At 61.1% G+C, this 24,110-nt stretch carries 23 protein-coding genes; 9 read left to right on the forward strand and 14 right to left on the reverse strand.

All coding sequences use genetic code 11. The features are described 5' to 3' along the window. Nucleotides 1-14 precede the first annotated feature (14 nt). Nucleotides 15-3,413 carry a DEAD/DEAH box helicase gene (locus tag AC1VV3_RS26155; RefSeq protein WP_482963321.1) on the forward strand — a complete coding sequence of 1,133 codons (3,399 nt, stop codon included), beginning with the start codon at nt 15-17 and terminating at the stop codon, nt 3,411-3,413. A gap of 559 nt (nt 3,414-3,972) precedes the next feature. Further along, complete coding sequence (locus AC1VV3_RS26160) at nt 3,973-5,163, forward strand: GAF domain-containing sensor histidine kinase (protein ID WP_465128376.1); 1,191 nt, start codon at nt 3,973-3,975, stop codon at nt 5,161-5,163. Nucleotides 5,164-5,555: 392 nt separating this feature from the next. Here AC1VV3_RS26160 and AC1VV3_RS26165 read toward each other — a convergent pair whose 3' ends face one another. From AC1VV3_RS26165 to AC1VV3_RS26200, 8 genes are all read right to left on the reverse strand, one after another. Further along, nucleotides 5,556-6,143, reverse strand: coding sequence for a flavodoxin (locus AC1VV3_RS26165; protein ID WP_482963322.1), 588 nt, complete (start codon nt 6,141-6,143; stop codon nt 5,556-5,558). Beyond that, nucleotides 6,143-8,401 carry a molybdopterin cofactor-binding domain-containing protein gene (locus tag AC1VV3_RS26170; RefSeq protein ID WP_482963323.1) on the reverse strand — a complete coding sequence of 753 codons (2,259 nt, stop codon included), beginning with the start codon at nt 8,399-8,401 and terminating at the stop codon, nt 6,143-6,145. The genes AC1VV3_RS26165 and AC1VV3_RS26170 overlap by 1 nt, the downstream gene beginning before the upstream one ends. Further along, nucleotides 8,398-9,351, reverse strand: coding sequence for an FAD binding domain-containing protein (locus AC1VV3_RS26175; RefSeq protein WP_482963324.1), 954 nt, complete (start codon nt 9,349-9,351; stop codon nt 8,398-8,400). The genes AC1VV3_RS26170 and AC1VV3_RS26175 overlap by 4 nt, the downstream gene beginning before the upstream one ends. After that, a complete protein-coding gene (paoA, locus tag AC1VV3_RS26180) occupies nt 9,348-9,986 on the reverse strand; it encodes an aldehyde dehydrogenase iron-sulfur subunit PaoA (protein ID WP_482963674.1) in 639 nt (212 codons plus the stop codon). Before paoA ends, AC1VV3_RS26175 begins: the two co-directional genes overlap by 4 nt. A 17-nt stretch (nt 9,987-10,003) precedes the next feature. Next, a complete protein-coding gene (locus AC1VV3_RS26185; protein ID WP_482963325.1) occupies nt 10,004-11,170 on the reverse strand; it encodes a (R)-mandelonitrile lyase in 1,167 nt (388 codons plus the stop codon). 33 nt (nt 11,171-11,203) lie between these two features. Beyond that, on the reverse strand, nt 11,204-11,740 hold the full coding sequence (locus AC1VV3_RS26190; protein ID WP_207913077.1) for a nuclear transport factor 2 family protein: 537 nt from the start codon (nt 11,738-11,740) through the stop codon (nt 11,204-11,206). A gap of 67 nt (nt 11,741-11,807) precedes the next feature. Continuing rightward, on the reverse strand, nt 11,808-12,665 hold the full coding sequence (locus tag AC1VV3_RS26195; RefSeq protein ID WP_132269073.1) for an aldo/keto reductase: 858 nt from the start codon (nt 12,663-12,665) through the stop codon (nt 11,808-11,810). Between the two features lie 20 nt (nt 12,666-12,685). Continuing rightward, entirely contained in the window at nt 12,686-13,669 is a 984-nt protein-coding gene (locus tag AC1VV3_RS26200; protein ID WP_132269204.1) for an aldo/keto reductase, read from the reverse strand. 142 nt (nt 13,670-13,811) lie between these two features. Here AC1VV3_RS26200 and AC1VV3_RS26205 point away from each other — a divergent pair, with 142 nt between their 5' ends. Beyond that, nucleotides 13,812-14,708, forward strand: coding sequence for a LysR family transcriptional regulator (locus tag AC1VV3_RS26205; protein WP_482963326.1), 897 nt, complete (start codon nt 13,812-13,814; stop codon nt 14,706-14,708). A 485-nt stretch (nt 14,709-15,193) separates the two neighbouring features. Here the strand turns inward: AC1VV3_RS26205 and AC1VV3_RS26210 are convergent, their stop codons facing one another. Further along, nucleotides 15,194-15,712, reverse strand: coding sequence for a lysozyme inhibitor LprI family protein (locus tag AC1VV3_RS26210; protein ID WP_482963327.1), 519 nt, complete (start codon nt 15,710-15,712; stop codon nt 15,194-15,196). A 164-nt stretch (nt 15,713-15,876) separates the two neighbouring features. On the opposite strand from AC1VV3_RS26210, the gene istA reads away from it, so the two are divergent. Then, entirely contained in the window at nt 15,877-17,403 is a 1,527-nt protein-coding gene (gene istA / locus AC1VV3_RS26215) for an IS21 family transposase (protein WP_482961681.1), read from the forward strand. Between the two features lie 10 nt (nt 17,404-17,413). Next, the gene (gene istB / locus AC1VV3_RS26220) at nt 17,414-18,154 is read left to right on the forward strand and encodes an IS21-like element helper ATPase IstB (RefSeq protein WP_482963328.1); all 741 of its coding nucleotides are present in this window, start codon (nt 17,414-17,416) and stop codon (nt 18,152-18,154) included. 470 nt (nt 18,155-18,624) lie between these two features. On the opposite strand, the gene AC1VV3_RS26225 is transcribed toward istB, so the two are convergent. The 3 genes from AC1VV3_RS26225 to AC1VV3_RS26235 are packed head-to-tail and all read right to left on the reverse strand — an operon-like array spanning nt 18,625 to nt 20,269. Then, entirely contained in the window at nt 18,625-19,257 is a 633-nt protein-coding gene (locus AC1VV3_RS26225; protein ID WP_482963329.1) for a hypothetical protein, read from the reverse strand. Beyond that, nucleotides 19,217-19,786 carry a hypothetical protein gene (locus AC1VV3_RS26230; RefSeq protein ID WP_482963330.1) on the reverse strand — a complete coding sequence of 190 codons (570 nt, stop codon included), beginning with the start codon at nt 19,784-19,786 and terminating at the stop codon, nt 19,217-19,219. Before AC1VV3_RS26230 ends, AC1VV3_RS26225 begins: the two co-directional genes overlap by 41 nt. 15 nt (nt 19,787-19,801) lie before the next feature. Then, nucleotides 19,802-20,269, reverse strand: coding sequence for a hypothetical protein (locus AC1VV3_RS26235; protein WP_482963331.1), 468 nt, complete (start codon nt 20,267-20,269; stop codon nt 19,802-19,804). A gap of 182 nt (nt 20,270-20,451) precedes the next feature. On the opposite strand from AC1VV3_RS26235, the gene AC1VV3_RS26240 reads away from it, so the two are divergent. Further along, a complete protein-coding gene (locus tag AC1VV3_RS26240; protein ID WP_465128363.1) occupies nt 20,452-21,651 on the forward strand; it encodes a tetratricopeptide repeat protein in 1,200 nt (399 codons plus the stop codon). A gap of 115 nt (nt 21,652-21,766) precedes the next feature. Here AC1VV3_RS26240 and AC1VV3_RS26245 read toward each other — a convergent pair whose 3' ends face one another. Further along, nucleotides 21,767-21,994: a hypothetical protein gene (locus tag AC1VV3_RS26245; RefSeq protein ID WP_132269060.1), complete on the reverse strand. Its 228-nt coding sequence runs from the start codon at nt 21,992-21,994 to the stop codon at nt 21,767-21,769. Next, nucleotides 21,991-22,488, reverse strand: a complete 498-nt coding sequence (locus AC1VV3_RS26250; RefSeq protein WP_482963332.1) for a lysozyme inhibitor LprI family protein — start codon at nt 22,486-22,488, stop codon at nt 21,991-21,993. Before AC1VV3_RS26250 ends, AC1VV3_RS26245 begins: the two co-directional genes overlap by 4 nt. A 47-nt stretch (nt 22,489-22,535) precedes the next feature. Here AC1VV3_RS26250 and AC1VV3_RS26255 point away from each other — a divergent pair, with 47 nt between their 5' ends. The 3 genes from AC1VV3_RS26255 to AC1VV3_RS26265 are packed head-to-tail and all read left to right on the forward strand — an operon-like array spanning nt 22,536 to nt 24,104. Beyond that, on the forward strand, nt 22,536-23,033 hold the full coding sequence (locus AC1VV3_RS26255) for a hypothetical protein (RefSeq protein WP_482963333.1): 498 nt from the start codon (nt 22,536-22,538) through the stop codon (nt 23,031-23,033). A 49-nt stretch (nt 23,034-23,082) separates the two neighbouring features. Beyond that, nucleotides 23,083-23,574, forward strand: coding sequence for a hypothetical protein (locus AC1VV3_RS26260; protein ID WP_482963334.1), 492 nt, complete (start codon nt 23,083-23,085; stop codon nt 23,572-23,574). Beyond that, a complete protein-coding gene (locus AC1VV3_RS26265) occupies nt 23,571-24,104 on the forward strand; it encodes a lysozyme inhibitor LprI family protein (RefSeq protein ID WP_482963335.1) in 534 nt (177 codons plus the stop codon). The genes AC1VV3_RS26260 and AC1VV3_RS26265 overlap by 4 nt, the downstream gene beginning before the upstream one ends. Nucleotides 24,105-24,110 lie beyond the last annotated feature (6 nt).

Here is a 24,110-nt window from a genome sequence, read left to right on the forward strand (position 1 = left end):
GGAAAAACGGCGACATGATCCCCGCGCTTTCGGAAGACATCCTGTATTTTACCATCCAGTCCGACCGCATGGTCGAGGCAGGGAAGCGTTATTTCCAACAAGGGCGCGTGTCGGATCTGCGGATTGATCAGCCGTTCGACACGGTTTCGGCGCTGGTGCGCGGCAGCGGCAAAATCCATTATGTCACCTCAATCATTTTTGACGAAGACGAAGAATTCGGCGGTCTTCCAGCCAGCGAATGCACATGTCCGGTCGGCATGGGATGCAAGCACGTCGCAGCGGTACTCTTTGCGCTGCAGGCATCGGAAGCTGCCGGACAGCTAGAGCGCGAAAGGCCTCGCTTACGCATTCAGGCACAGAGACAGGGCGTGCCGGCTGTTACCGGTCCATTGGCCGAATGGCTCGAGGCGGCCGTTGTCGACGATCTCGCCGTGCGCGCCAAGCACGAAGAGCTGCGCTTCAGTCTCGAACCAGTCCGCATCTTCAAGCAGGGCAAGCGCCCGGGCAGGGGGATGCCCGCCTCGGTGCTCCCCGAGCGATATTACCTTCAGGTCCGCGCCTGGAGGCGGTGGCCCCACGAGATTACGTGGCGTGCTGCTCATCCGTGGGAAGTGCAACACGCACGGGGCAGTCTCCGGCCGGCGGCAGGGCGGCTCCTGTCACGCATGTCCCATGCTGCCGGCGGCGACTTCACGGCGAACCGAAGCCCCACTGGTCCAAACGGTTGGAGCTGGCTATGGGAAGCCAGTGTTGAGGGGCTGCTGCGTTGGAAAGGACCCGATGGTCCTGCGGCTACCGTCAGGCGGGAACACTTCGCGTGCAAGCTTCGTTGGGAGACCCTGGCTGATGGCCGGCAGGTCGTTGGCCTTGACGAGGATGGTCACGAGCCCGCCGGGCACATGATCTTTGCGGGCGATCCGCCGATCCATTATGATCTCGGCACAAGCGAGCTCAGGCTCATCGACGCGGGCAATCCAATGGTCGTCGGCCGCTTGTTGGCCATGCCGCCGGTCGCCTCCCACGAGATCCCGGCGCTGGCCGCACGTTGGCAGGACATTGCCTACGACATGCTGCCGGCGCCGGAACTGATATCGTCGACATCGCTAACGGACATAGTTCCGCAGCCAGTGCTGCGCTGTCTGGTCGATAAGGTCGGGCGTCCGTATTACGATCGGGGCTGGCGAGGACGCTCGGCATCGCAAGGTCTTTTAGTAGCGCGGCTCGAGTTCAATTACGGCGCGCACCGGGTTGGTCCGCTCCATACCGCAACCGAAGTGATCGTAAGCGGCACCGAAGGCGTCATACGTATCGTGCGGGATATCGAAGCCGAGCAGGCCGCAGTTGACCGTCTGGCGCAGACGCCGCTGGTGCCTCTTGTTTTGACCGGACGCTATGAGACAAAGCCACAGCAAGGCTGGGATCATGCTTTTAACGATGAGGATGATGAGCATGACCAGCGTTTCTGCGAGTTCCTCGTCAACGATGCCCAGGCCTTGCGGGATGAGGGCTGGCTGATCGAATTCGCGCCGAAGTGGCCGCACGTCCTCATCCCGCCTGAAGATGGCAGCTTGCAGGCGCCGGGTATCGAGGTTTCGCCGCGGTCATTGCCGGCAGTAAACGGCAATGCAATCGACTGGTTCGATGTCGAGCTGGCCGCGCGCGTGGAGGGCGGCCAGCGCATCGATGTGTTGCCGGCACTGCGCCGACTGCTCGCGGGTGGCGTTGATCAAATTCTCGAGCGAGACGACGAATACCGCATCCCGTTGCCGCTTGGCGGCGGCAGGTTCACAGCACTTCGTCTCGGCGCCGTGCGTCCTCTCATAGAAACGATCGTGCGCATGGCGCTTGTCGATCGTGGTGCGACGACCCTGAAGCTCAGCAAGTTCGATCTTGGGGCCGTTCATGACCTGGCCAACGCGGGATTGTCATGGGCATCGAAAGATAGCCTGCGTGCCCTGGCAGCCAGACTGAATTCGCCCGGGGGAGAAACCTTCGTGGCGCCGGCAGGTCTTGATGCGCAGTTGCGTGCCTACCAGGCAACCGGTTGCGGATGGCTTTCAGCTTTGCGCGAAGCGGGCATGGGGGGCATCCTCGCCGACGACATGGGCCTGGGCAAGACGCTCCAGGCAATCGCGCATATTCTGGTCACTCGCGGCGGTACCGCCGCGATACGCCCTGCGCTGATTGTCGCGCCTACCTCGGTGTTACCAAACTGGCAGGCCGAGATTGCCCGCTTTGCGCCCGGTCTAACTTGCCTTTTGTGGCATGGCGCGGATCGACGCCACTTGCATGGCGATGACTTTACAGGCGCCGATATCGTGCTCACCAGCTATACGCTGTTGGCCCGCGACAGCGGTCTTTTGAGCTCGCGCGATTTTGCGCTGGCCATCCTTGACGAAGCTCATGTGCTTAAGAATCCCAAGACTGCGGGGTTCAAGGCAGCGGCGATGCTGAAGGCCGACCAGGTTGTCGCGCTGACCGGCACACCGGTCGAGAACCGTCTCACCGACTTGTGGTCACTGGCGAGCCTTACCAATCCGGGACTGCTCGGCACCTATGAAGGGTTTCGTACGAACTACTACACGCCGATAGAAAAACACAACGATCCGTCTGCTCGCGCGGCGCTGGCGCGGCGGATCAGGCCATTTATGCTGCGCCGGACCAAGGATGCCGTCGCCGCTGATCTTCCACCCAAGACTATCATCCCCGAGCGCATCGATCTAGCGCCCCCGCAACTGAGGCTCTATGAAAGTCAGCGTCTGCTGATGCATAAGCGAGTGCGCGACGAGATCGACCGGGTCGGGCTGATGCGCTCGCAGATCATCGTGCTCGACGCGATGCTCAAGCTGCGCCAGATTTGTTGCGATCCCGTGCTGCTGCCAAATGATCTTGGCGCCGAGGTCGCATCCGCCAAGCGGGAGAGGCTGAGGGAGATGGTCCCCGAACTTATTGCGGAACACCGCCGGATCATCATCTTTAGCCAGTTCACCACAATGCTCGATCTCATAGCGGTCGATCTCGAGCGTACCGGCATCCCATTCGAGCAACTGCGCGGCGCAACCAGGGACCGGGGACGGCCGGTTCGGCGCTTTCAGGAAGGCGGTGTTCCGATTATCCTTGTCAGCCTCAAGGCGGGCGGCGCGGGTGTGAATCTTACCGCAGCTGACACTGTGATCCTTTATGACCCTTGGTGGAATCCGGCCGTCGAGGCGCAGGCGATCGACCGGGCTCATCGGATTGGTCAGTCTAAGCCGGTATTCGTTCATCGACTTATCGCGACCGGGACGATCGAGGAGAAAATACTAGCGCTTCAGGAAAGGAAGCGGGGACTTGCCGATATGCTGTGGGATGAGGAGGCGAAGCCTGGTTCGACCAGTCTGACAGATGCCGATATCGATTTCCTACTCGGGTAGGTGTTGGCGCTCACAATATGAAGCGGGCTGTGATGCACCGCCCTGGGATTGCCGGAGGCCCTGTTTCCTGAGAGAATGGGTCTACAATGAGCAAGACGAAAAACAAGTTTGCGCCGTACCCATCCGCTGAGCGGAGGCAATGGAAAGCGCGAGCGGCTGGGACCTGCACCAAATCGTCGCAGACCGGGTGTTTGGAGCAGATGCAGAAGTGAAGCAGGTTGAGAACGGCTTGCCTTTCTTGTTAGGGCCGTCACCGGCGCCGCCCTGCAAACGGCCGCATCATCTAGAACCTGCCGTTCGCGATGGTGTTTGGGAACGGCAGGATTGTCCCAAGGCTACCTTCACTGTCGCTAGTGAATCGATGAAAGAAGGCTGCTAGACCTGCCGTTCGCCCCACGACCCGAAGTGGGCGCTAAGCTTTGATGGACTCTAGAGACGATGCTTGGGTATGACAAAGCGATTGCTGTGGTTCGGGTCACGATCCTGAGGGCGTATGGCTGCCGCTCAGCGGTTTTTGAACCGACACAGATGACTATTCGATTGAGGCGCGACCGACTGCATGAACCGGGATTTTGCTCAAGACATTGAACTGATCGAGGGCATCAAATCTGTCCCGACAATTCTCGACGTTGTTTGCCAGACGACAGGCATGGGATTCTGCGCAGTCGCGCGAGTGACCGAGGAGCGGTGGGTCACTTGCAGTGTGAAGGATGACATTGGTTTTGGGCTAAAGCCGGGCGATGAGCTGAAAATCGAAACAACCATCTGCCATGAGATCAGAGAGCATCGAGAAGTCGTCGTCATCGACGATGTGTCGAAAGACCCTGTATACTTTACCCACCATACCCCTAAGCATTACGGCCTTCAGAGTTACATCTCGATGCCGATCATATTGGCCGATGGGACATTCTTTGGCACGCTTTGCGCGATTAGCCCGAAGCCCGCGACTGTGAAAAAGCCGCATATCGTTTCGATGTTCAAGCTCTTTGCCGACATGATCGCGCATCAGATTGAACTCAATCGCACGCTGAAAGCCAGCGCGTCGGCTTTGCTGAATGAGCAGGAGACATCTGCGCTGCGAGAGCAGTTCATCGCGGTCTTAGGCCATGACCTTCGCAATCCGTTGGCCGGAATCTCTGCGGGCATGAATTTGCTCAGCGGCGAGACGCTGAGCGATCGTGGAACGTCCATCCTCGGGATGATGAATCATAGCGTCAGCCGCATGGCTGGTCTGATCGATAACGTCATGGATTTTGCTCGTGGACGTCTGGGTGGAGGCCTGACCCTTTCTCGAACCCTCGCGCCGCTGACGCCTGTCTTGCAACAAGTCATCGATGAACTGGTATCTGGTCATCCTGACCGGGTCATCGAGGCTGACCTCAATTTACCCGAAGTGGTAAACTGCGACCCAGTACGCGTCGGGCAACTGCTGTCGAATTTGGTAGGCAATGCATTGACTCATGGTGCGCCCGATTTCCCGGTGCGGGTGAATGCTGATGTCGCCGGAGCCCTCGTCGAGCTGAAGGTCAGCAATGCAGGCGAGCCAATCCCAGAGGCTGCGAGAGCCAAATTGTTTGCGCCATTCTCACGCGGTGAGGTCAGGCCGAGCCTTCAAGGCCTTGGGTTAGGGCTGTATATTGCCTCGCAGATCGCCAAGGCGCATGGCGGTAGCCTGAGCGTCGCGTCTAACGAAGTCGAGACGACCTTCTTGTTCCAGATGCCATTAGAACAACCAGCAATCGCTCATTGATTTTTGAGCATTGATACGGTTTCTGCGCGAAGTGTTTGAAGCACGACGCTGTGGGCATCGGAACCTCTGGAAGGACTCCAAACTAACCCTCACGAGTGCCAGGATAATGGGGACTAGCCCGCAGTTTCGGGGTAGATATTCCTTATACCCCGCCTTTCGGCATGCAGGAAGGTTGTCAGGCGAACGTCTGCTCCATGTAAGAGTGGCCCTCCATTGCCTCCAGCGGATATCGGCAAAGTCACACGATGTGGCGATCGCTTTCGCCAGTTAGCGACTACATCAGGACATCTGGCCATGCTAACGAGAACCACCGGATCTGACGAAAACAGCCGCTCAGAGCTTATGAGGCTGCTTTAGGGCTTCGCTTCAAAGCCAGTTTGCCGGAAAGCAATTCAACTCTGTGAGCTATTGATTTGGCCGAGCCAGTCGCGGACATGATTGAGCGTGCGCCGTTCCTGGTCTGCCTCCATGACGAAGGCGTCTTCGATTTTTGCGCCGGTCGCCTGGGTAGCCAACACCGCGAGACTAGCGCCAACACCATATCCGCCGTGCGTAATGAACGGGCGGAGCGTCTTCCCAGCTAGATCATGAGCCTTGAGGAACGAGCGGATTGGCGGAGGTGCTGTTTCCCCCCAGATGGGGAAGCCAAGAAAGACGGTGCCATATGCGCCAATGTTGTCGACCTTGGTCGTCAGTGGAGGTTCAAACCCGCTGTCACGCTCGCGCGTTGCCTGCGCGACATGCTGCTCATAATCATCCGGGTAGGGTCGCGCGGGACGTATTTCGAAGAGATCAGCCCTTAGCGTGCGTTGCAAGGTTCCTGCGATCACGCGCGTGTTGCCCGAGCGGGTAAGGTACGCGATCAGCGTCTTGCCGGCGCTAGGCTGCTTTAGCTCCTCCACACATGCCGTGCCACCCAGTGACAGCATCGCCGAGGTCGCTAGGACGTCCCGGCGGGAGTACCGCTCCGCACCCTGCATCACACAATCTCCGGCAGCTTTGCCAGATGCTTGTCGAGCGTGATCGGATATTCCCGGACCCGGACCCCGGTCGCGTTATAGACCGCGTTGGCAATGGCGGGGGCGACGCCGGAAATACCAAGCTCGCCGACGCCCTTCGCCTTCACCGGCGACATTGTGGGATCGGTCTCCTCAAGGAAAATCACCTCCTGATGTGGGATATCGGCATGGACCGGCACTTCGTATCCGGCGAGGTCGTGATTGACGAAGAAGCCGAACCGCTTGTCGACCGCCAGCTCTTCCATCAGCGCCGCGCCCGCACCGCCGACCATGCCGCCGATAACCTGGCTGCGGGCAGTGATGGGATTGAGGATACGTCCGGCCGCGCAAACGGCGAGCATCCGCCGTATGCGAATTTCGCCGGTGTAGGCATTGACCGCGACCTCGCAGAAATGGGCACCGAAGGTTTGCTGCTCGAACTGCTCTGACAGGTCGCCATATTCCATCCTGTCTTCGGCGGTGATCGCACCATCCTTCGCGGCCTGTCCAAGCGGGGCACGTCGGTTGCCGGCACGGACCTCGCCGTCAACGAACTCGGCGTCGGCAGAGTTGAAGCCGAGCTTCATCGCCACGGCTTCGCGCAGTTTGACGCACGCGGCGTAGGCACCGGCCGTGGCAGATGCGGCACCACCCTGTCCGCCACCCCCGAACGCTTCAGGAAAATTGGAGTCCGCTAGCTTCACCACAACGCGGTCGAGGGACAGGCCCATCATCTCCGCGACCGTCTGGCCGATGATGGTGTAGCTGCCAGTCCCCATGTCGGTCATGTTGCTTTCGACGGTCACGATCCCCTTGCCGTCAAGCGTAACACGTCCGCCGGCCGGAATGATCGGGGCACCGCGGATCGCGGAGGCCATCCCCATGCCGATCAGCCAGCGGCCTTCACGACGACTGCCGGGCCTGAGGCTTCGCTCCTTCCAACCGAAGCGCTCGGCACCCGTGCGCAGGCATGGGACAAACTGCCGGATGGAGAACGGTCGCGGCCCCTGTTCCGGCTTGCCCTGATTGCCGCTTGCCGATTGCGGATCAGCGGGTGAGACGCGACCGGGGTCACCTGGTACGACCTGGGTATCGTTGATGACGCGCAGCTCCACCGGGTCCATCCCCAGCTTCTCGGCCAGCTCGTCCATCGCCACTTCAAGCGCCATCAGGCCCGACGCCTCGCCCGGTGCGCGCATCGCATTGCCTTCAGGCAAGTCGAGGGTCGCGAGCCGGGTCAGGTTGAGGCGGTTGGCACCGGCATAGAGCAACTGCGTCTGTGCAGCCGCGATCTCCGGACCGCCTCCCGGCAGATTGCCCGACAGCGTTTCGTGGCCAACCGCGACCAGCTTACCGTCGCGACCCGCCGCCAGACGAACGCGCTGGATGGTGGCCGGACGATGGGTCGTGTTGTTCGGCATTAGCGGGCGAGGCAATGCCACCTTCACCGCGCGGCCGACAGCGCGAGCGCCAAGCGCCGCGAGGATCGCGTCCGAACAGACGCTACCTTTTCCGCCGAACCCACCCCCAATGTAGGTCGCGACGACACGGATCTTGTCCTGAGGGATACTGAGCTTGTTGCCGAGGTCGCGCCGCGCCCAACCGACAATCTGTTGAGCGGACCAGATCGTGAGGTGATCGCCCTCCCAGCGCGCGATCGTGGCGTGCGGCTCCAGCATCATATGGCTGTGGTCAGGCGTGGTGTAGGTCGCATCGACCTTCACGGGTGCCGACGCGAACGCCTTTTCAAAGTCACCAATGCGGATGTCCGGTTGGCGCTGATGCGGTTTGGCACCCCCGCGCGCAGCGGCCAGGTCGAATGCGCCTTGCGCACGCGCGTAATCGACCCGGATCAGCGAGGCGGCATGACGCGCCTCCTCGAACGTCTCCGCGACGACCAGTGCAATAGCCTGATGGTAATGCTCGATCTCCGGCCCCGCGAGCGGCTTGGCGACGTAGAACCCCTGCTTCTTGATCGGCCCGGCATTATCAGCCGTCACGATTCCGAGGACACCCGGCGCGGCCTTGGCCTCGCGAACGTCCATCGACGATATTCGCCCCTTCGCGATACCCGAACCGACTACATAGCCATAGGCGGCGTTCGGCGCGGCCTCTTGGTTCTCGTAGGAATAGACCGCGCGTCCAGTTGTCTTCAGCGGCCCCTCGATGCGCGGGTGCGGCTTGCCGACGACCTTTTCCTGATCGATTGGGTTGATGCCTGCTGGCGTGTCGAACTTCATGCTGACTTGCCCTCCGCGATGGTGGCTGCAAGCGCCCGCGTCGCGAGCGGTATCTTGAACGCATTGTTCTCTGTAGGTCGGGCGTTCGCGAACGCTCTGGCCGTCACGGCTGCGGCCCCTTGGGTCATCACGGCGTCGGCTGCTTCGACTCGCCACGGCTTGTGTGCGACCCCGCCGAACGCTGCACGTCCACTCCCGTCCTTCTGGATCACGGCTGCGACCGAGACGAGCGCGAAGGCATAGGATGCTCGGTCGCGAACTTTCTCATAATGGTGCGTGCCGCCAAGCGGCCGGGGCAGCGTCACCGCCGTAATCAGCTCGCCGGCTTCAAGGTTGTTGTCGAGGTGAGGCTTTTCGCCGGGCAGACGGTGGAAATCAGCGATCGGGATAGCGCGGCTCGTGCCATCCGCCTTGACCGTCTCCACCATCGCATCCAGCCCGCGCATCGCGACTGCCATATCGCCGGGATAGGTGGCGATGCACTGGTCGCTCGAACCGATCACCGCGAGTTGGCGCGAATAGCCGCCGATCGCAGCGCAGCCCGACCCCGGCTTGCGCTTGTTGCAGGGCATGTTGGGGTCATAGAAATAGGGACACCGGGTCCGCTGGAGCAGATTGCCCGCCGTGGTCGCCTTGTTGCGAAGCTGGCCTGAAGCTCCTGCCACGATCGCGCGGGTCAATACGCCATAATCGCGACGGACGCGGGTGTCGGCAGCCAGCGCGGTGTTCGTGACCAGCGCGCCGATCCGCAAGCCGCCATCCGTTGTCGGCTCGATCCGGTCGAGCTTCAGGTCCTGGACGTCGACCAGATGCCGGGGCGTTTCGATTTCCAGCTTCATCAGGTCGAGCAGGTTGGTGCCCCCGGCAAGGAACTTGGCTCCGGGCTGACGGGCAACAGCGGCAGCGGCTTGCGCCGGCGTCTTCGCGCGCTCATAGGTGAAGGGCTTCATGCCCCCATCTCCTTGACCGTAGCTCCCGCGACTTCCGCCATCGCCTCGGCTATGTTGGAATAGGCTCCGCAACGGCAAATATTGCCGCTCATTCGCTCGCGCATTTCAATGTCGGTTGGTTGCGGTCGCGCAGAAAGATCGGCTTGGACGTGGCTCGGCACGCCGCGCTTGATCTCGTCCAGCACCGCGACGGCCGAACAAATCTGGCCCGGCGTGCAATAGCCGCACTGGTAGCCATCATGACGCACGAATGCGGCCTGCATGGGATGGAGCTTGTCGGGTGTCCCCAGCCCCTCGATCGTCTTCACCTCGTCGCCCTGATGCTGGACGGCAAGGCTAAGGCAGGAATTTATCCGCTCGCCATTGACGATGACGGTACAGGCTCCGCATTGCCCGTGATCGCAGCCCTTCTTCGTGCCGGTGACCTTCAGATGCTCGCGTAGCGCATCGAGCAGCGTCGTGCGCGTGTCGAGATTGAGGTCACGACGCTTGCCGTTGATGGTGAGTGATACCGGCATGATCGCAGGCGCAGGTGCCTTTGCGGGTTGTGCTTCCGCAGGCGGGGCCGCTGCCAGCGCAGCCGCTGCGGCGCTGCCAGCAAGGACACCGCGCCTCGACATTTCGATTTCCGACATCATCGCCGTCTCTCCCGTTACAGCTTGTTGTATAAATCGTCGGCGACTGGTTCGAGCCACGTCACGGACGTACCGTCCCGCGCTTCCGACACCGCCACATGCGTCATCACGCTATTTCGCGCCGCGCCATGCCAATGCTTGACGCCCGGCGAGATAAACACTGTGTCGCCCGTCGCGATCGGCTTCGCGGCCTCACCCTCGACCTGGACCCATCCGTGTCCAGCAGTGACGATCAGCAACTGTCCCAGCGGATGCGTGTGCCAGTTCGTATGCGCACCTGGTTGGAACGTGACCGTCGCACCGCCAAGGCGCGCCGCGCCGGTGCCTTTGAAGGGCGATGCGACCGACACGCTGCCGGTGAAATAGTCGGCCGGCCCAGCCTTCGGCTCCTGCCCGGGACGGATAACTTGAACCTGTGACATGGTGGCAACCTCTTGTCTGGCGAACACCTTGCCTGCGACGCCGATGGCGGCATTCGCCTTTGGCCACCCTGCGTAGAAAGCGAGGTGAGTCAGGGCCTCAACGATCTGCGGCTGCGTTAGCCCGTTTTCGAGGCCACGTTGGACATGGAAGGCGAGCTGATCGCCATCACCGCCTGCGGAAAGCGCGGCGATGGTAACGAGGCTGCGGTCGCGCGGCGATAAGTCGGTGCGCCGCCACAAGTCGGCGAACACGACGTCGTTGGTAAGCTGCGCGAGCTTGGGGGCGATCGGGCCAAGCGTCCTGTTGACGGCCGCGGCACGCGCGGGATCGGAGCTGGAGAGCGGTGCAGTGGCCGGAGGCATCGTCGCAAGAGACCTTAGATCGACATCGCGTCCAGCAAATACCTTCTCGACCTCGTTCAAGGCCGACACGGCATTCGGCCACCCGGTATAGAAGGCAAGCTGCGTCACCATGCCGGCCACCTCGGACGGTTTGATGCCGTTATCGAGGCCACGACCAAGATGGCCTGTCATCTGCGCGGTTTTGCCGGTTGCAATCAGCACCGACAGGGTGACGATGCTGCGGTCGCGCGGAGTCAGCTCCGGCCGCACCCACACGTCGCCAAACAGCACCCGGTCGGTATAGCCGGCAAGCGCGGGAGCGATCGCCTGCATGTTCTTGGGCGCGACCGACGGACGCTCCTGCGCCTCGACCGGCACGGCCATCGCCAGCGCGGCAGCAGTTGCATAAGCGACCTTCATCGTCTCGTCTCCCATTCCGGTCCTCGACTAGGCTCAATTGCTGCCAGCGTTCGCCTTCACGGGTCGAACGAGGCGCGAGAATGTGAGCTGGGCCAAGCGCCACTTGCCAGCCTGCCTGTTGTAAACTTCCGTGACCATGAAGGGGTTGGTGACGGTGCGACCGCCCACCACCGCCTCCAGATCGAGGTCTTCCAACACGATCGCGGTGTTGCCGAACACCCGTACATCAACCGCGTAGATCGACGCCTTCTTGTACCAGATACCGCCGTTTTGAATGGTGGCGAGTTCCTGGGTCTTTCCCCAGGTTCCGCCCATGTGGGTGAACATGGCCCGATCGTCAAAGAGCGTCTCGAGAGAGTCGACCTTCTTGTCCGCCATCCAAGCCCATTTGGTCTTCGACAGGTCGATGACCTGCTGCTCTGTCGGGGTATGAGTGGCGGCCGTCTTGATAGTCTCGGCGGGAGGAGCCGGCGTTTGCTGCGCAAGCAAGGGCTGCATAGGCGGCACCGACAAGGCGACGGCACCTAGCAGGCAAAGCCGCTTCATTCCCTGGGTCGATCGAGTGTCCATCACAACTGCTCCCGTTTGAGTTTGAAAGGGGCAGGCTGATGCCGTAACATCAGCCTGGCAATGACGATCAGAGCTTCCTTTCGCCGAGCCACTTCACCATCGCCGGATCTCGGTGGTCGAAGAAGCTGCTGGCGTTCTGATCGAGCTTGGCGATGGCATCGAGGTCGCCAGCGTCGAGGTCGAAATCGAAGATGTTGAAATTCTGCGCCATGCGCTCCTTGCGCACCGATTTGGGGATCGCGACGATGCCCCGGTCGGTCAGCCAGCGAAGCACGACCTGGGCGATGCTCTTCCCATGCTTGTCGGCGATCGGCTGCAACACCTCGTTCGTGAACAGGCCGTTCTTGCCCTCCGCGAACGGTCCCCATGCCTCTGGCTGGACTCCGTATTCCTCAAGGATCTTCACCGCATCGGTCTGCTGGTGAAAAGGGTGGATCTCGATCTGGTTGACCGCCGGCTTCACCTCGTTATGCAGCACGAAGTCCACGAGGCGATCGGGATAGAAATTGCTGACGCCGATCGCACGAATGCGTCCGGCCCTATGCAGTTCCTCCATCGCGCGCCACGCGCCGTACACGTCACCATAGGGCTGATGAATCAGCCATAGGTCGAGATAGTCGAGCCCGAGCTTATTAAGCGACCGCTCGAAGGCAGCCTTTGCCCCCTCGTAGCTGGCATCCTGCAGCCAGAGCTTGGTGGTAACGAACAACTCGCTTCGATCGATGCCGTGGTTCTTGATGGCGGCGCCAACCGCCTCCTCGTTACCGTAGGACGCGGCTGTATCGAGCAGGCGATAACCGACGTCGATGGCATCGCGGACGCTGCGCTCGCATTCTACGGGATCAGGCACCTGAAACACGCCGAACCCGAGGATCGGCATCTTCACGTCGTTGTTAAGAGTGACACTGGGAACGTTGCTGGTCATGGGCTTGGTCCTCGTTCGGTTCAGCGATTCACGAACTGCTGATGCGAAGCCGCATAGCGCTCGCCTTGGACTTCGATCCCCGACAGGGCGTCAGCCATGCGCACCATGTCCTGATCGGTCAGCCCCAGATCGGCACTGCCCAGGTTTTCCTCTAGCCGGTGGAGCTTGGTGGTACCAGGGATGGGCACAATCCACGGACGCTGTGCAAGCAGCCATGCAAGCGCGACCTGCGCGGGCGTGGCCTCCTTCTCGCTGGCGATCGTCGTGACCAGATCGACGAGCGCCTGGTTCGCCGCCATCGCATCGGCCTGGAAGCGCGGCACAGTGCTGCGGAAGTCATCGGCCGCGAACGTCGTGCCCGCCTTCAGCTTGCCGGTGAGGAAGCCCTTTCCGAGCGGTGCGAACGGCACGAAGCCGATCCCCAGCTCTTCGAGCAGTGGCAGGATCTCTGACTCCGGCTCGCGCCAGAACATCGAATACTCGCTTTGAAGTGCGGCCACGGGCTGCACCGCGTGGGCGCGACGGATAGCGTCCGGTCCGGCTTCCGACAGGCCGAAATGCTTGACCTTGCCTTCTGCGATAAGGTCGCGAACCGTTCCAGCTACGTCCTCAATCGGCACATTGGGATCGACGCGGTGCTGATAAAAAAGGTCGATGCGATCGGTACGCAGCCTGGACAGCGCCTCGTTCGCGACCTGCCGGATACGCTCGGGACGGCTGTTCAAGCCATCACCCGGTTTGCCGTTCTCGAATCCGAACTTTGTAGCGATGACCACCTGATTGCGAACCGGCGCCAGTGCTTCGCCGACAACCTCTTCATTGTCCCCCGGCCCATAGGCTTCGGCCGTGTCGAAGAAGGTAACGCCGCGATCGTACGCGGCGCGGAGTAGTGAAACCGCTTCTGTGCGATCGGTAGCTGGACCGTAGCCAAAGCTAAGACCCATGCATCCAAGCCCAAGAGCCGATACCTCAAGGCCGCTGCGGCCTAATACGCGCTTCTGCATCATCAAAATCCTCGTTCGGCCCATCGTCACAAGCGGGGCTAGGATGATCAAAAGGTAGCGCGAAGCGGTTCTGATAATTAGACAGGGCAAATCGCTTGGGTCTATGACATGAAGTCATGAAACTTGATCGGTTAGGCTGGCTATGAAACGTGAAGAATTGGGCAATCTCGCGATGTTTCTGGCCGTCGCGGAAGAACGTAGTTTTACCAAAGCCGCAGCAAAGCTCGGAATTTCGCAATCTGCGCTGAGCCATACGGTGCGACGTCTGGAAGCCAGATTGGGGCTGCGGTTGCTTACCCGCACGACACGCAGCGTCGCACCCACGGAGGCCGGTGAACGTCTGATTGAGACGCTGCGACCTGCATTCGATACGATCGATGACAAGCTGGCGACGCTGACGGAGCTTCGCCAACGTCCCGGAGGAACTGTTCGAATTACTTCCAGCGCTCATGCGGCGCGTGCGGTGCTGTGGCCGGTCATCAACCGCCTGACGGGCGAAAATCCTGACTTGAACATCGAAGTCAGTATCGAGGGTGGCTTCGTAGATATCGTTGCCGATCGATATGATGCTGGGGTTCGCCTTGGTGAAGCGTTGGAACAGGACATGATTGCCGTGCCAATCGGTCCCAAACTCCGAATGGCTGCATTCGCTTCTCCATCATACCTGGCTCGCGAGGGAACGCCCTTGACGCCTTATGACCTGGCAAACCACAATTGCATTAGTCTGCGCATGTCTTCGTCCGGCGGACTATATGCCTGGGAATTTGAGCGCGGGGGCAAAGAGCTCAGAGTTAAGGCTGAGGGTCAGTTAGTATTCAACGATGCGCAGCTCATCATAACAGCAGCGCTTTCCGGACATGGCATTGCCTTCATGATCGAGGATCATGTTCTCAATCACTTTTCTGACGGATCCCTTATTCGGGTGCTCGACGAATGGTGCGAGCCTTTCGATGGATATTATCTGTATTACACCAGTCGCAGACAGCCCTCTCCTGCGTTCCAGATCGTGCTTGAAGCGCTTCGTTACCGGTCCCAATGATGTTCTCGCCTCTCGATTAAATGGCGCGTTTCGCTACGACCTGACTATGAGGGGTGATGGGAAACGGCAGCTTCGTCCCACCATGCGGCGTTCCGCATCCGGCTGCGAACGAGCTTGGCGAAGGCCGTGATCATCGGAGTGAGACCCATCATTGTCCTGGCTGAAGCTAGGCCGATCAGAGTTTTGATGCGGCCGCGCTCCTTTTGCCGAACCCGGCGGCCCTCTCGGCAAGATCAGGACCTGGACGGACAAGCCGATCGACGAGAACGGCATCCGTTTGAGCCCGCGCACGATCCCGTGAAAATTGCAAAGCACCGATCGTGCTCCGCCACGGCGCCGATAAGAAACCTTTAGAGCGAAGCGATGCGTGCCCGATCAGGATCGAGGATGCGCAAACGGCCTCATTACTAATTCGTGCGGATCTGTGTTGAAGCGCGGTACGGACGGTAGGAGGACGAAGTAATTCTAAGTCTCAAAGTCAAACGCTACGGACGATAATTCTTCAGATAAAGCGTGCGCTTTATCGTTTCGTCCAGGAAGCAATTACTATAAACGATTGCGGAGGCCGTGCCTCCGCCAAGTTCATCCATAGCCGCATGGCAGGTACTCTCGCGCTCTTCGAGCCAGGAACGCTGCAGCCCGCGCAACGTGGCTTTTCGTGGCGCGTTGAGCCCGCCCATGACCACTTTGTACGTGTGGTTAAGGCGGGCATCCTGGCGTATATTTTCGCGGCCTAGGCAATCCATAACGCCAGCGGTGACACCTTGTGCCGCGTCGCCGCTTTTCATGCAGCGATCGAACAAAGGTGTGTAGGCCGCCGAAACCTCGGCGTCAGACTGCGCGAGCACCGGCATCGCAGCGATCGTGCCTGCGGCGACGATTGCGATTGCCCAAACTTTCATCATGACCGCCTCAGTCGTTCTGCCATCTTGCCTCAAGCTAGCACTAAATTGAAAGATGGCTATATTTTTATTAATCGCTGTGTATGCGGATTCCGGGGTCATCCCGGCCACCATTCCGATTTGATCCCGGCCGGGATTCCGAGATGATGCCGGCCACCATTCCGAGCAATTCCCGGCCACCTGGGAGGGAGTGAGAAGCCCGATCGTTGGGTCCATCTTATCGGCGCAGCAGCCGGAGGATGGAGATGCCGACGAGGAGGCCGAAGATGCGCCATGTGCGCGAAGTAATGAGAATGCATCGCGAGGCTTGTGTCCCGATGCGCGAGATCGCCCGACTGACTGGCGTCGCTCGGTCTACAGTGCGCGACATGATCGTGCGCTTCGATCGCTCGGGATTGGCGTGGCCGGTTCCGTCGGAGATCGGCGACATAGATCTGGAGGGACGCTTGTATGGCGCCTCCGGCGTAAAGCCGGGACGACGCAAGCTTCCGGAGCCGGACTGGCCGGTGGTAGCGCGCGAACTGAAGCGCAAACACGTGACGCTGCAGGTGCTCTGGGAGGAGTATCGGGCCGAGCATCCGGACGGGTATCGCTACTCGAGATTCTGCGATCTGTTCCGCCGCTGGGAAGGCCGCTTGCCGCTGGTCATGCGCCAGAGCCATGCCGGGGGCGAGAAGCTGTTCCTTGATTACGCTGGCGATACGGTGCCGGTCGTGGTGGACCGGCGGACCGGGGAAGTCCGCGGTGCCCACATCTTCGTCGCCGTGATGGGCGGATCGAGCCTGTCGTTTGCGCTGGCGACGTGGACCGAGCAGTTTCCTGACTGGATCGCGGGTAACAATGCTGCCTTCGCCTTCTTCCGCGGCGTGCCCCAGTTGCTGGTACCCGACAATGCCAAGGTGGCGGTGATCAAGGCCTGTCACTTCGATCCTCAGGTGAACCGCAGTTACACGGACATGGCCCGGCATTACGGCACGGCGATCCTGCCGACCCGGCCGCGCAGGCCGCGGGACAAGGCCAAGGTCGAGGCCTGCGTCGGTATCGTCGAGCGCTGGCTATTAGGCCGCTTACGTAATCGGATCTTCTACAGCCTCGCCGAGGTGAACGCAGCGATCGCCGAATGCCTTGCCGATCTCAATGATCGGCGGGTGCTGCGCCAGTTCGGCAAGACACGCCGCCAGCTGTTCAACGAAGTCGATGTTCCAAACCTCAAGCCGCTGCCGGCAGAGCCGTGGGTTCATGCCGAATGGCGCCGCTACCGCGTCGGGCTCGATTACCATATCGCGATCGAGCGGCATCACTACTCCGTCCCTCACCGCTTCGCCCGCCGCGAGGTCGAAGCTCGGTTCACTGCCAGCACGGTAGAGATCTTCCTGGGAGGCGAGCGCATCGCCGTGCACATGCGCGGCAGCGGGAATGGCCGGCACACTACAGTCCCCGAGCACATGCCCTCCAGCCATCGGCGCTACGGCGAATGGACGCCGGCAAAGATCCGCGAAGAGGCAAGCCGGATCGGGCCGATGTTGTCCCTATTGGTGGAGAAGGTCATCGAGGCGAAGCCCCATCCCGAACAGGGCTACCGGTCATGCTTGGGCATCATCGGGCTCGAGAAACGCTTCGGTGCCCAGCGGCTCGAAGCCGCGGCGCTGCGCGCCCTGGAAATCCAGGCGCGCAATTATCCGTCGGTCAAATCGATCCTCGAGAAGGGGCTCGATCAGGTGCCCGTTCCCCAATCTCCCGAGCAAGAGCCGATCATCCACTCCAACATCCGCGGCTCAAGCTATTACAACTGAAGGAGCAAGAATGCTGAAGCATCCCACTCTGGACCTCATAGGCCAGCTCGGCCTGGCCGGCATGGCCAAAGCCTTCGCCGAGATGGAAGGCAACGATGACGCGGCGAGCCTCAGCCATGCCGAATGGCTGGCGCTGCTGCTCGACCATGAGGCCACCTACCGAAATGACAGACGCCTCGCTCTGCGCCTGCGTCACGCCAAGCTGCGGCACCGCGCCGTGCCCGAGGACGTTGATTACCGAACGCGCCGCAGTCTTGACCGCCGGCTCTTCGAGACGCTGCTGGCCGGCGAATGGATCTCCAGACACGAGAACTTGGCCATCATCGGACCTACGGGCATCGGGAAAAGTTGGTTGGCCTGTGCGATCGGCCACAAGGCCTGCCGCGATAACCGTTCGGTTCTCTACACCCGGTTGCCGCGGCTGATCGACGAACTGACGCTGGCCAAGGGTGACGGCCGTATCGCCGCCCGCATGAAAAGCCTCGCCAAGGTCGAGTTGCTGATAATGGACGACTGGGGTCTTCAGCCGCTCGATGGCAACGCCCGGCATCATCTCCTCGAAATTCTCGAGGACCGCTACGGTCAGCGCTCAACGCTTGTCACCAGCCAGCTTCCCGTGGCCCGCTGGCATCAGACTATAAACGATCCGACCTACGCCGACGCCATCCTGGACCGCCTCGTGCACAACGCACACCGGCTCGAACTCGAAGGTGAATCCATGCGTCGGCCTGCACAGCAAACCGCCGCTTGACCATCACCAATCCCCAATGCCATCAGGCGACACGATCTGGCTTCTGCCCGGCCGGGATCAAATCGGAATGATGGCCGGGATCAGATTGGAACAGGCGGCCGGGATCATCGGAATCCGCACTGTGTAATTATCGGTATTCCTGACTCTAGGCTTCCCGCCAGTTTGCCATTGCCCTAGTCGTCGTCGCAGCCGCAGGTGTGGGCCAAGTTCCGACCCCACCGCCGCCTACCCCAACCCAACCCAACCGGCCGGATCATGCCCGGCATTGCCGAACTTGGCGTTACCATGGAGCGCGGGCCACGCTCTCGACAAAGCTGAGGAGCATCGCGAAGCTGAGCGTCAATGGCGCGAGGCTATAGATCTGCGCATCGCGCTGATCGGAATCGACAGTTCGCAGATGGCCACACTAGCGGTTTTCAAACGAGGAAGGACACGTATTCTTTCATCGCGTTTCGAGACGCCATAGCGGATTACTTTGTCGGGTCCCAGTTCTCGGGCAAATCTTCGAATCCTTCGAGTGCGTAGCCTTTATAGCTTGACCCCGTCTGCTCTTCACGATCGCACCGCATAAAGGTTGTCTCGTAACTGTAGCTTGTGATGATCTGGCGGATTTTCAGATCCGGCCGGCGGAAGCTCCAGCCTTCGGTCACCTTGTAAGTCGCAATCTTTGGCGAAGTGGCGACGACGCCAAGGCTATCAATCAGCGTCTGGCTGCTTCCGTCATCGACGCGAATCGTTCTGCGATCTGCTTTTTTCAAGTCTGCCCGATACCGATCTTTCAGGAACGCCGAGCATTTTGCGAAGCTGGAAAAGCGGCGCGATTCCATTGGTGAGGGGGGTAGCTGGCCACTAGCCAATACCGGTGAAACGCAGTTGGCCATCGCGACCATGCCGACAGCGCAGTGACGATAGCCATTCATTCCGGCCTTCTTTGTCATCAAATTAGATCGAGGAACGCCCATCTTGAAACCTCCCTCCATGGCAGCTGGCCGGTCGCGGCACCCAAAATAGTGGCACCAATCGCGATCAACCGGCTGCTTCCCAGGCATCAGCGATACAAACTTACCCAGCCGCAATCGGCACAGCGGGATAATCTTCAGCATCCGAAGGGCACTTGCCTTGTTTCATGAGGCTGGGCGTGCCCGGTTCGAACCATTGCGAAGACTGGAAGTCTTCATCGTAGCCCAGCCCGCCGTATATACATACTTCGGGTTCCGACCCATCGGGTGCGAGCACTACAGCCCAGTTCCTATAGTCCTCGGCGTGGTTCTCGCCGCCCCATATCAGCAACCGGCCGCCCTTGACGCGTTTGATCGGGATCCCCAGTTCGCCGTCCTTGTATCGGACGACCGCACGAACCTTCGCGTCTGGCACCGAAGCGGCGATCGCGGCCTTCACCACCGGGTTATCAAGGAAGCGATGCCCCTCCACGACGTCGAAGGGATACTTGCCAATGTAAGGCGTCAGATCGACCGCAGGCGCGATGGAGGGCTGGACGACGGGAGTGGCGTTCGGCGTGGCGGTCTTCGCCGTGATCTCGGGGCCTTGGGTTTGTTCATCGGACGTGCCTGCCGTCTGCCTGCATCCTGCAAGGGCCAGCAAAGCCAAGCCCGTCAAAGCAACCACCTTCATGTCTTCTCCTTGTCTTCATTTCGCGCCAGCTGCCGGGGGTAAGTTGCCGGCCTTACTCAGCCGCCAGCAGCCATTCTTCCATGCGAAGTCGTAGGACTTTGGCATGCCGATCCTGCGCACAAGGGTTCGGCCGTCGCCTTCGCCGTCATCCTGAAAAATCCCGGGCAGGTAAGTTAGGCGACTACCCTTGCCGGGCAAGTCCGTCACGTCGACGGCAAGTTCGCGGAAACGCTTGTTTGGATCTGGATTGGACAACGCGACCGAGGACGGATCGAGGTAAGCATAATCGACTTTGCCGATCCGGAAGGGTTCGGAGGGCGCGTCGCGGTAGCGAGCACGCACTGCGCCGGAGGCGATGAAGGCTTCCAAAAATTCGTAGAACTCACCTCGCCGGCAGGCGCTGGTCGCCTCCCTCAGAAATTCCTCGGTTTCGGCAGGCGAGGTCGGCTCAGCAGTGGCGGAATACGCAGAACCCGCGAGCATAATTGACGCGCTTGTGCAGATGGATATCCGGCGGAACGCTGAATGTCGCATAGGGCCCTCTGACTGTCCGTACGGAAGGAAGACTATCCAAAAATAATCAATGTGCAATTGTAATTTGAACGGCGATTAATTTTCGGTATGGTGACGTCCAATCCAGCATTTTGGCAACGGAAGGAATTACGATGGTTTCCTGCAAGCCTGTGGCTTGCGCCGCGCTCGGCGCGGCTCTTGCTATCCTCGCTCCGGGCGTTCAGGCGCGGGAACCGACTGCCAAGCAAGTCGCCGCTGTCGATACCGCCGTCGCGCGGCTTGGCGAAGCGATGCGAAAAGCGGACGCTCTTGAAAAGCAGGGCCGCTTTGTGGACGCCGAGCCTGTTTGGCGCGATGCGCTAAACCAACGACGGCGCCTATTGGGAGAGCGTGATCCGATGGTTGCAGCGGGCATGCAGCGGCTTGCGCGCAACATCGAAATCCAAGGCGACTACAAGCGGGCAGAGCCAATGCGCCGCGCCATTCTAAAACTGCTGCAGACAGATGCGGACTCCGCGCCGATTGTACCGGAGGCCTACTCGGCGCTGGGCTACAACCTGACCATGCAGGGCAAGCTGCATGAGGGCGCGGCGCAAAGCTATAAGGCGCTGGAACTCTTACGGACGGCGGGCAAGGCAGAGGCGCCCGAAGCGGCGCACGCCCTATCGATCGTCGGGCTGACCCTCGACAAGCAGGGGCTCCCCGCCAAAGCCGAGCCGTTCTATCGCCGCGCGCTCGATATCCGGCGTCAGGAGTTGGGCGAGAACGATCTGGATACCGCGACAAGCTACAACAATCTGGCGGCGGCGCTGAGCGGGCAGGGACGCTTCGCCGAAGCGCAAGGTTTGTTCGAGACGGCGCTGGCCATCCGCGAGGCGGATGGCACGGTGCCGGATTTGGTCGCCCAGAATGCACTCAACATTGCGCTCAATCTCGATAGTCAGGGCCAGTCCGGCAAGGCGAAGATGATGTACGGCATCGCGATCAATATGTGGACGAAGCTGTATGGCGCAGAGCACGTCACGACCGCCAGCGGCTATAACGGTCTGGGGATGAACTACTACCGCCAAGACATGTTCTCGATGGCGGCTGTGCAACTAGGCCAAGCCCTGAAGCTGCGCGAAGCGGCACTCGGGCGCTATCATCCCGACACGGCGGAAAGCTACGGCAACCTTGGCATGGCGGAGCGGGCGATGGGTCATGAAAAGGAGGGCAAGGCGCTGATTGCCACGGCGATCGAAATAGACGAGCGCACGCTGGGCGCGAACCATCCGTCCACGCAGGCCCTGCGCAAGGCGCTCGCCTCGGCGCCGCCGGTGCTCAAGACCGAACCGGTGGTGGTGGATTATTGAGGGCTTCCTAAGCCGGACCTAAGCAGCCTGGGGGGCGACGCGCGGTTAATTCGGGCCTACGAAAAAGTAGCCGACGGACAGCGATCGGTTGCGGCCGCAGTAACCCGGTTTGTTGTCACTCTGCGTGATTGTCAGCGGCGGTCTGGTGCGGACCAGTGAGATGGCTGGCCGTCGGCTCAGTGATCTGTGCGGTCCAGCGGCCATGTGCATCGCTGGCGGTGTTGCCCTGGGCATCGCAGACCCGGCGCCCCACCGACGGTTCTGACGTGTTCGCCGCGAACGAGGCGGTTCCGGACAGGCGACGGCGGATCTCGCCGGAAACGTTACGCCACTTGCCGATCAATCCGGCGGGCGGGGACAGCCGGATCGCGTTAGGAAGGCAAGTCGGCGGCGCAGGGTACTGGCGAGGTCCTTGGCCGAACGCGGGCCCATGCAGGTGTCGTCGCGGCGGCCAGTCATGAACCATTGCTGATCCTGGTTCAGCAGCTTGGCGGAGGCGCTGTCGAACTGTGTCAGCAGCCTCCTGTACCGTGCGGCGATCTGGCGGTCGAGCGAGGCCAGCCCAGAATTGCGCAGATCAGCTTCTTGTTGCACGAGGACGCCTTGCGGCAATCGAACGAGGGCGCGGCGGCCAGGCAGGGTTGACGGTGGGCAGCAGGCGGCAACGCCGATGGCCACACATGCGCTCAGCATCCGGACGGGCATGATCGCTCCTCCAGGATCGAAAGGCACCTTCATGAAGATGAAGTGGTCATATAGAACGATGTTTCGTAATCTTGCGGCCACCACGCTCTGCAAAAATGATCGCTGTCGATTTTTAATTTGAACGGCGATCATTTTACGCTAGGTTGCCCCCGTTATCATGGATATCGAAGAGGTTCGTCATGGCTTTCGCTAAGCATGCCGCCGCCGCTGTCATGCTGATCGCGTCGACCTTCGGAGGAACGGTTTCTGCCCGCGCGGAAGAGGTCACCCAGATCCATGCAACGCTGAACGGCTTGTCGCGGGCCGACCTTGCAGGGCCGTCACCGCGTTTCTTGGCTATCCTGGAGCGGTGGTTTCCCAAGTACACTGAGCAGGGTCCCTGCGGGCCCGGCGCCGACCTGATATCATCAGATGCCGTCTGCGAATGGCGTGCGCCGGGGGCGAACACCAGCGGCGCGATCCTGCCGGACATGTTCGTGTCGCTGTCTCGCCGCAAGCTCGACAGCGTCGTGTTCTGGGGCGAAATGCCGCTCAACACCCGCAACTGGCAATGCAAGCGGGTGCTAAACAGGGAAGTCTCCACGATCTGCATCTCGCTGGTAGTGCCGGCCGAGCAGCGCACGCGGCTGATTGCGGACTGGGAAGCGCTGCTCGCCCGTATCGCGCCGGGCGCGTAACACCGACTTATGTGTCTTTGCATCCGATCGGAAAGGAACCGCAATGAGAATGCTTCAATTGGCGCTGCTGGCGGCCGCCGCAGCGCCGATATCCGCCGTTTGGGGCGCTGCGCCGCCGCAGCACGACTGGAATACGTACGGCAATGCGCGGTTTGAATTTCTGATCTGCTTCCCGGCGGACCTGCTGACCCCGCAGCCGGAGGCGGACAACGGCGACGGGCGCGTGTTCGTTGCGGCGGATGGAACGCGACTGGAGGTATGGGGCACCTTCAATGCGCAAAACCTCACGCCCGCGCAGGTGCTGGCGGCGGAAACCGCGCACATCACCGGTGAGCATGGAACGATCACCTACAAGGCGTCGAAGCCGCGCTGGTACGCCTTGTCGGGAACAATGGATGGCAAGGTGTTCTACCAGCGCGGCCTGTCCGATACGGTGCGCTTCGCCAGCTTCCGGTTAGTCTATCCTAAGGCGGCTGCGGCCACCTGGAATCCTGTCGCCGCCCGCATTTCCGAGTGCCTGAAGGGAGCGGAAGGAACATGATCGGGCTGAACAGAGCGGGCGGCGCGGCGATGGCACGCGTCCTCGCGGGGCTTCTGCTGGCCGGTCAGGCCTTGCCTGCCGCAGCCGTCGTGGCTGCGCCCGATCCATCAAGCGAGGCCCCGGCGAGGCAGACCCAGCCGATGGACGATCCGGCATGGCTGACGCAGTGCGTGAAGAAGGCGGAAGCCGAGGGCGAAGGCACCACGTTGGGCTGGGGGCACTGTATGGTCGACCACCGCGAAGCGCTCAAGACCGCGCAGGCGGGGATCGTGGCGCGCATTGGCAAGGCCCTGGAAGGCAAAGGCCCTGCCGGAACCGATTACTCCCGCGCGGCAGCCTCTTTCGCCGAGGCGCAGCGGCACTGGACGGCCTTTGCCGAGGCCGACTGCGGTATCATCGACGATGTGTTTGGCTATGGCACTGCGCAAGGGCTGGCGGGGGAGGATTGCGTGATCGCGCACTACCAACGCCGCAACGAGGAATTGCGGGAATTGGAGAAAGCCTACTTCAGCAGCACAGGCGATCCATAAGGACCA

The organism is Novosphingobium sp. BL-S-34, assembly GCF_056857015.1.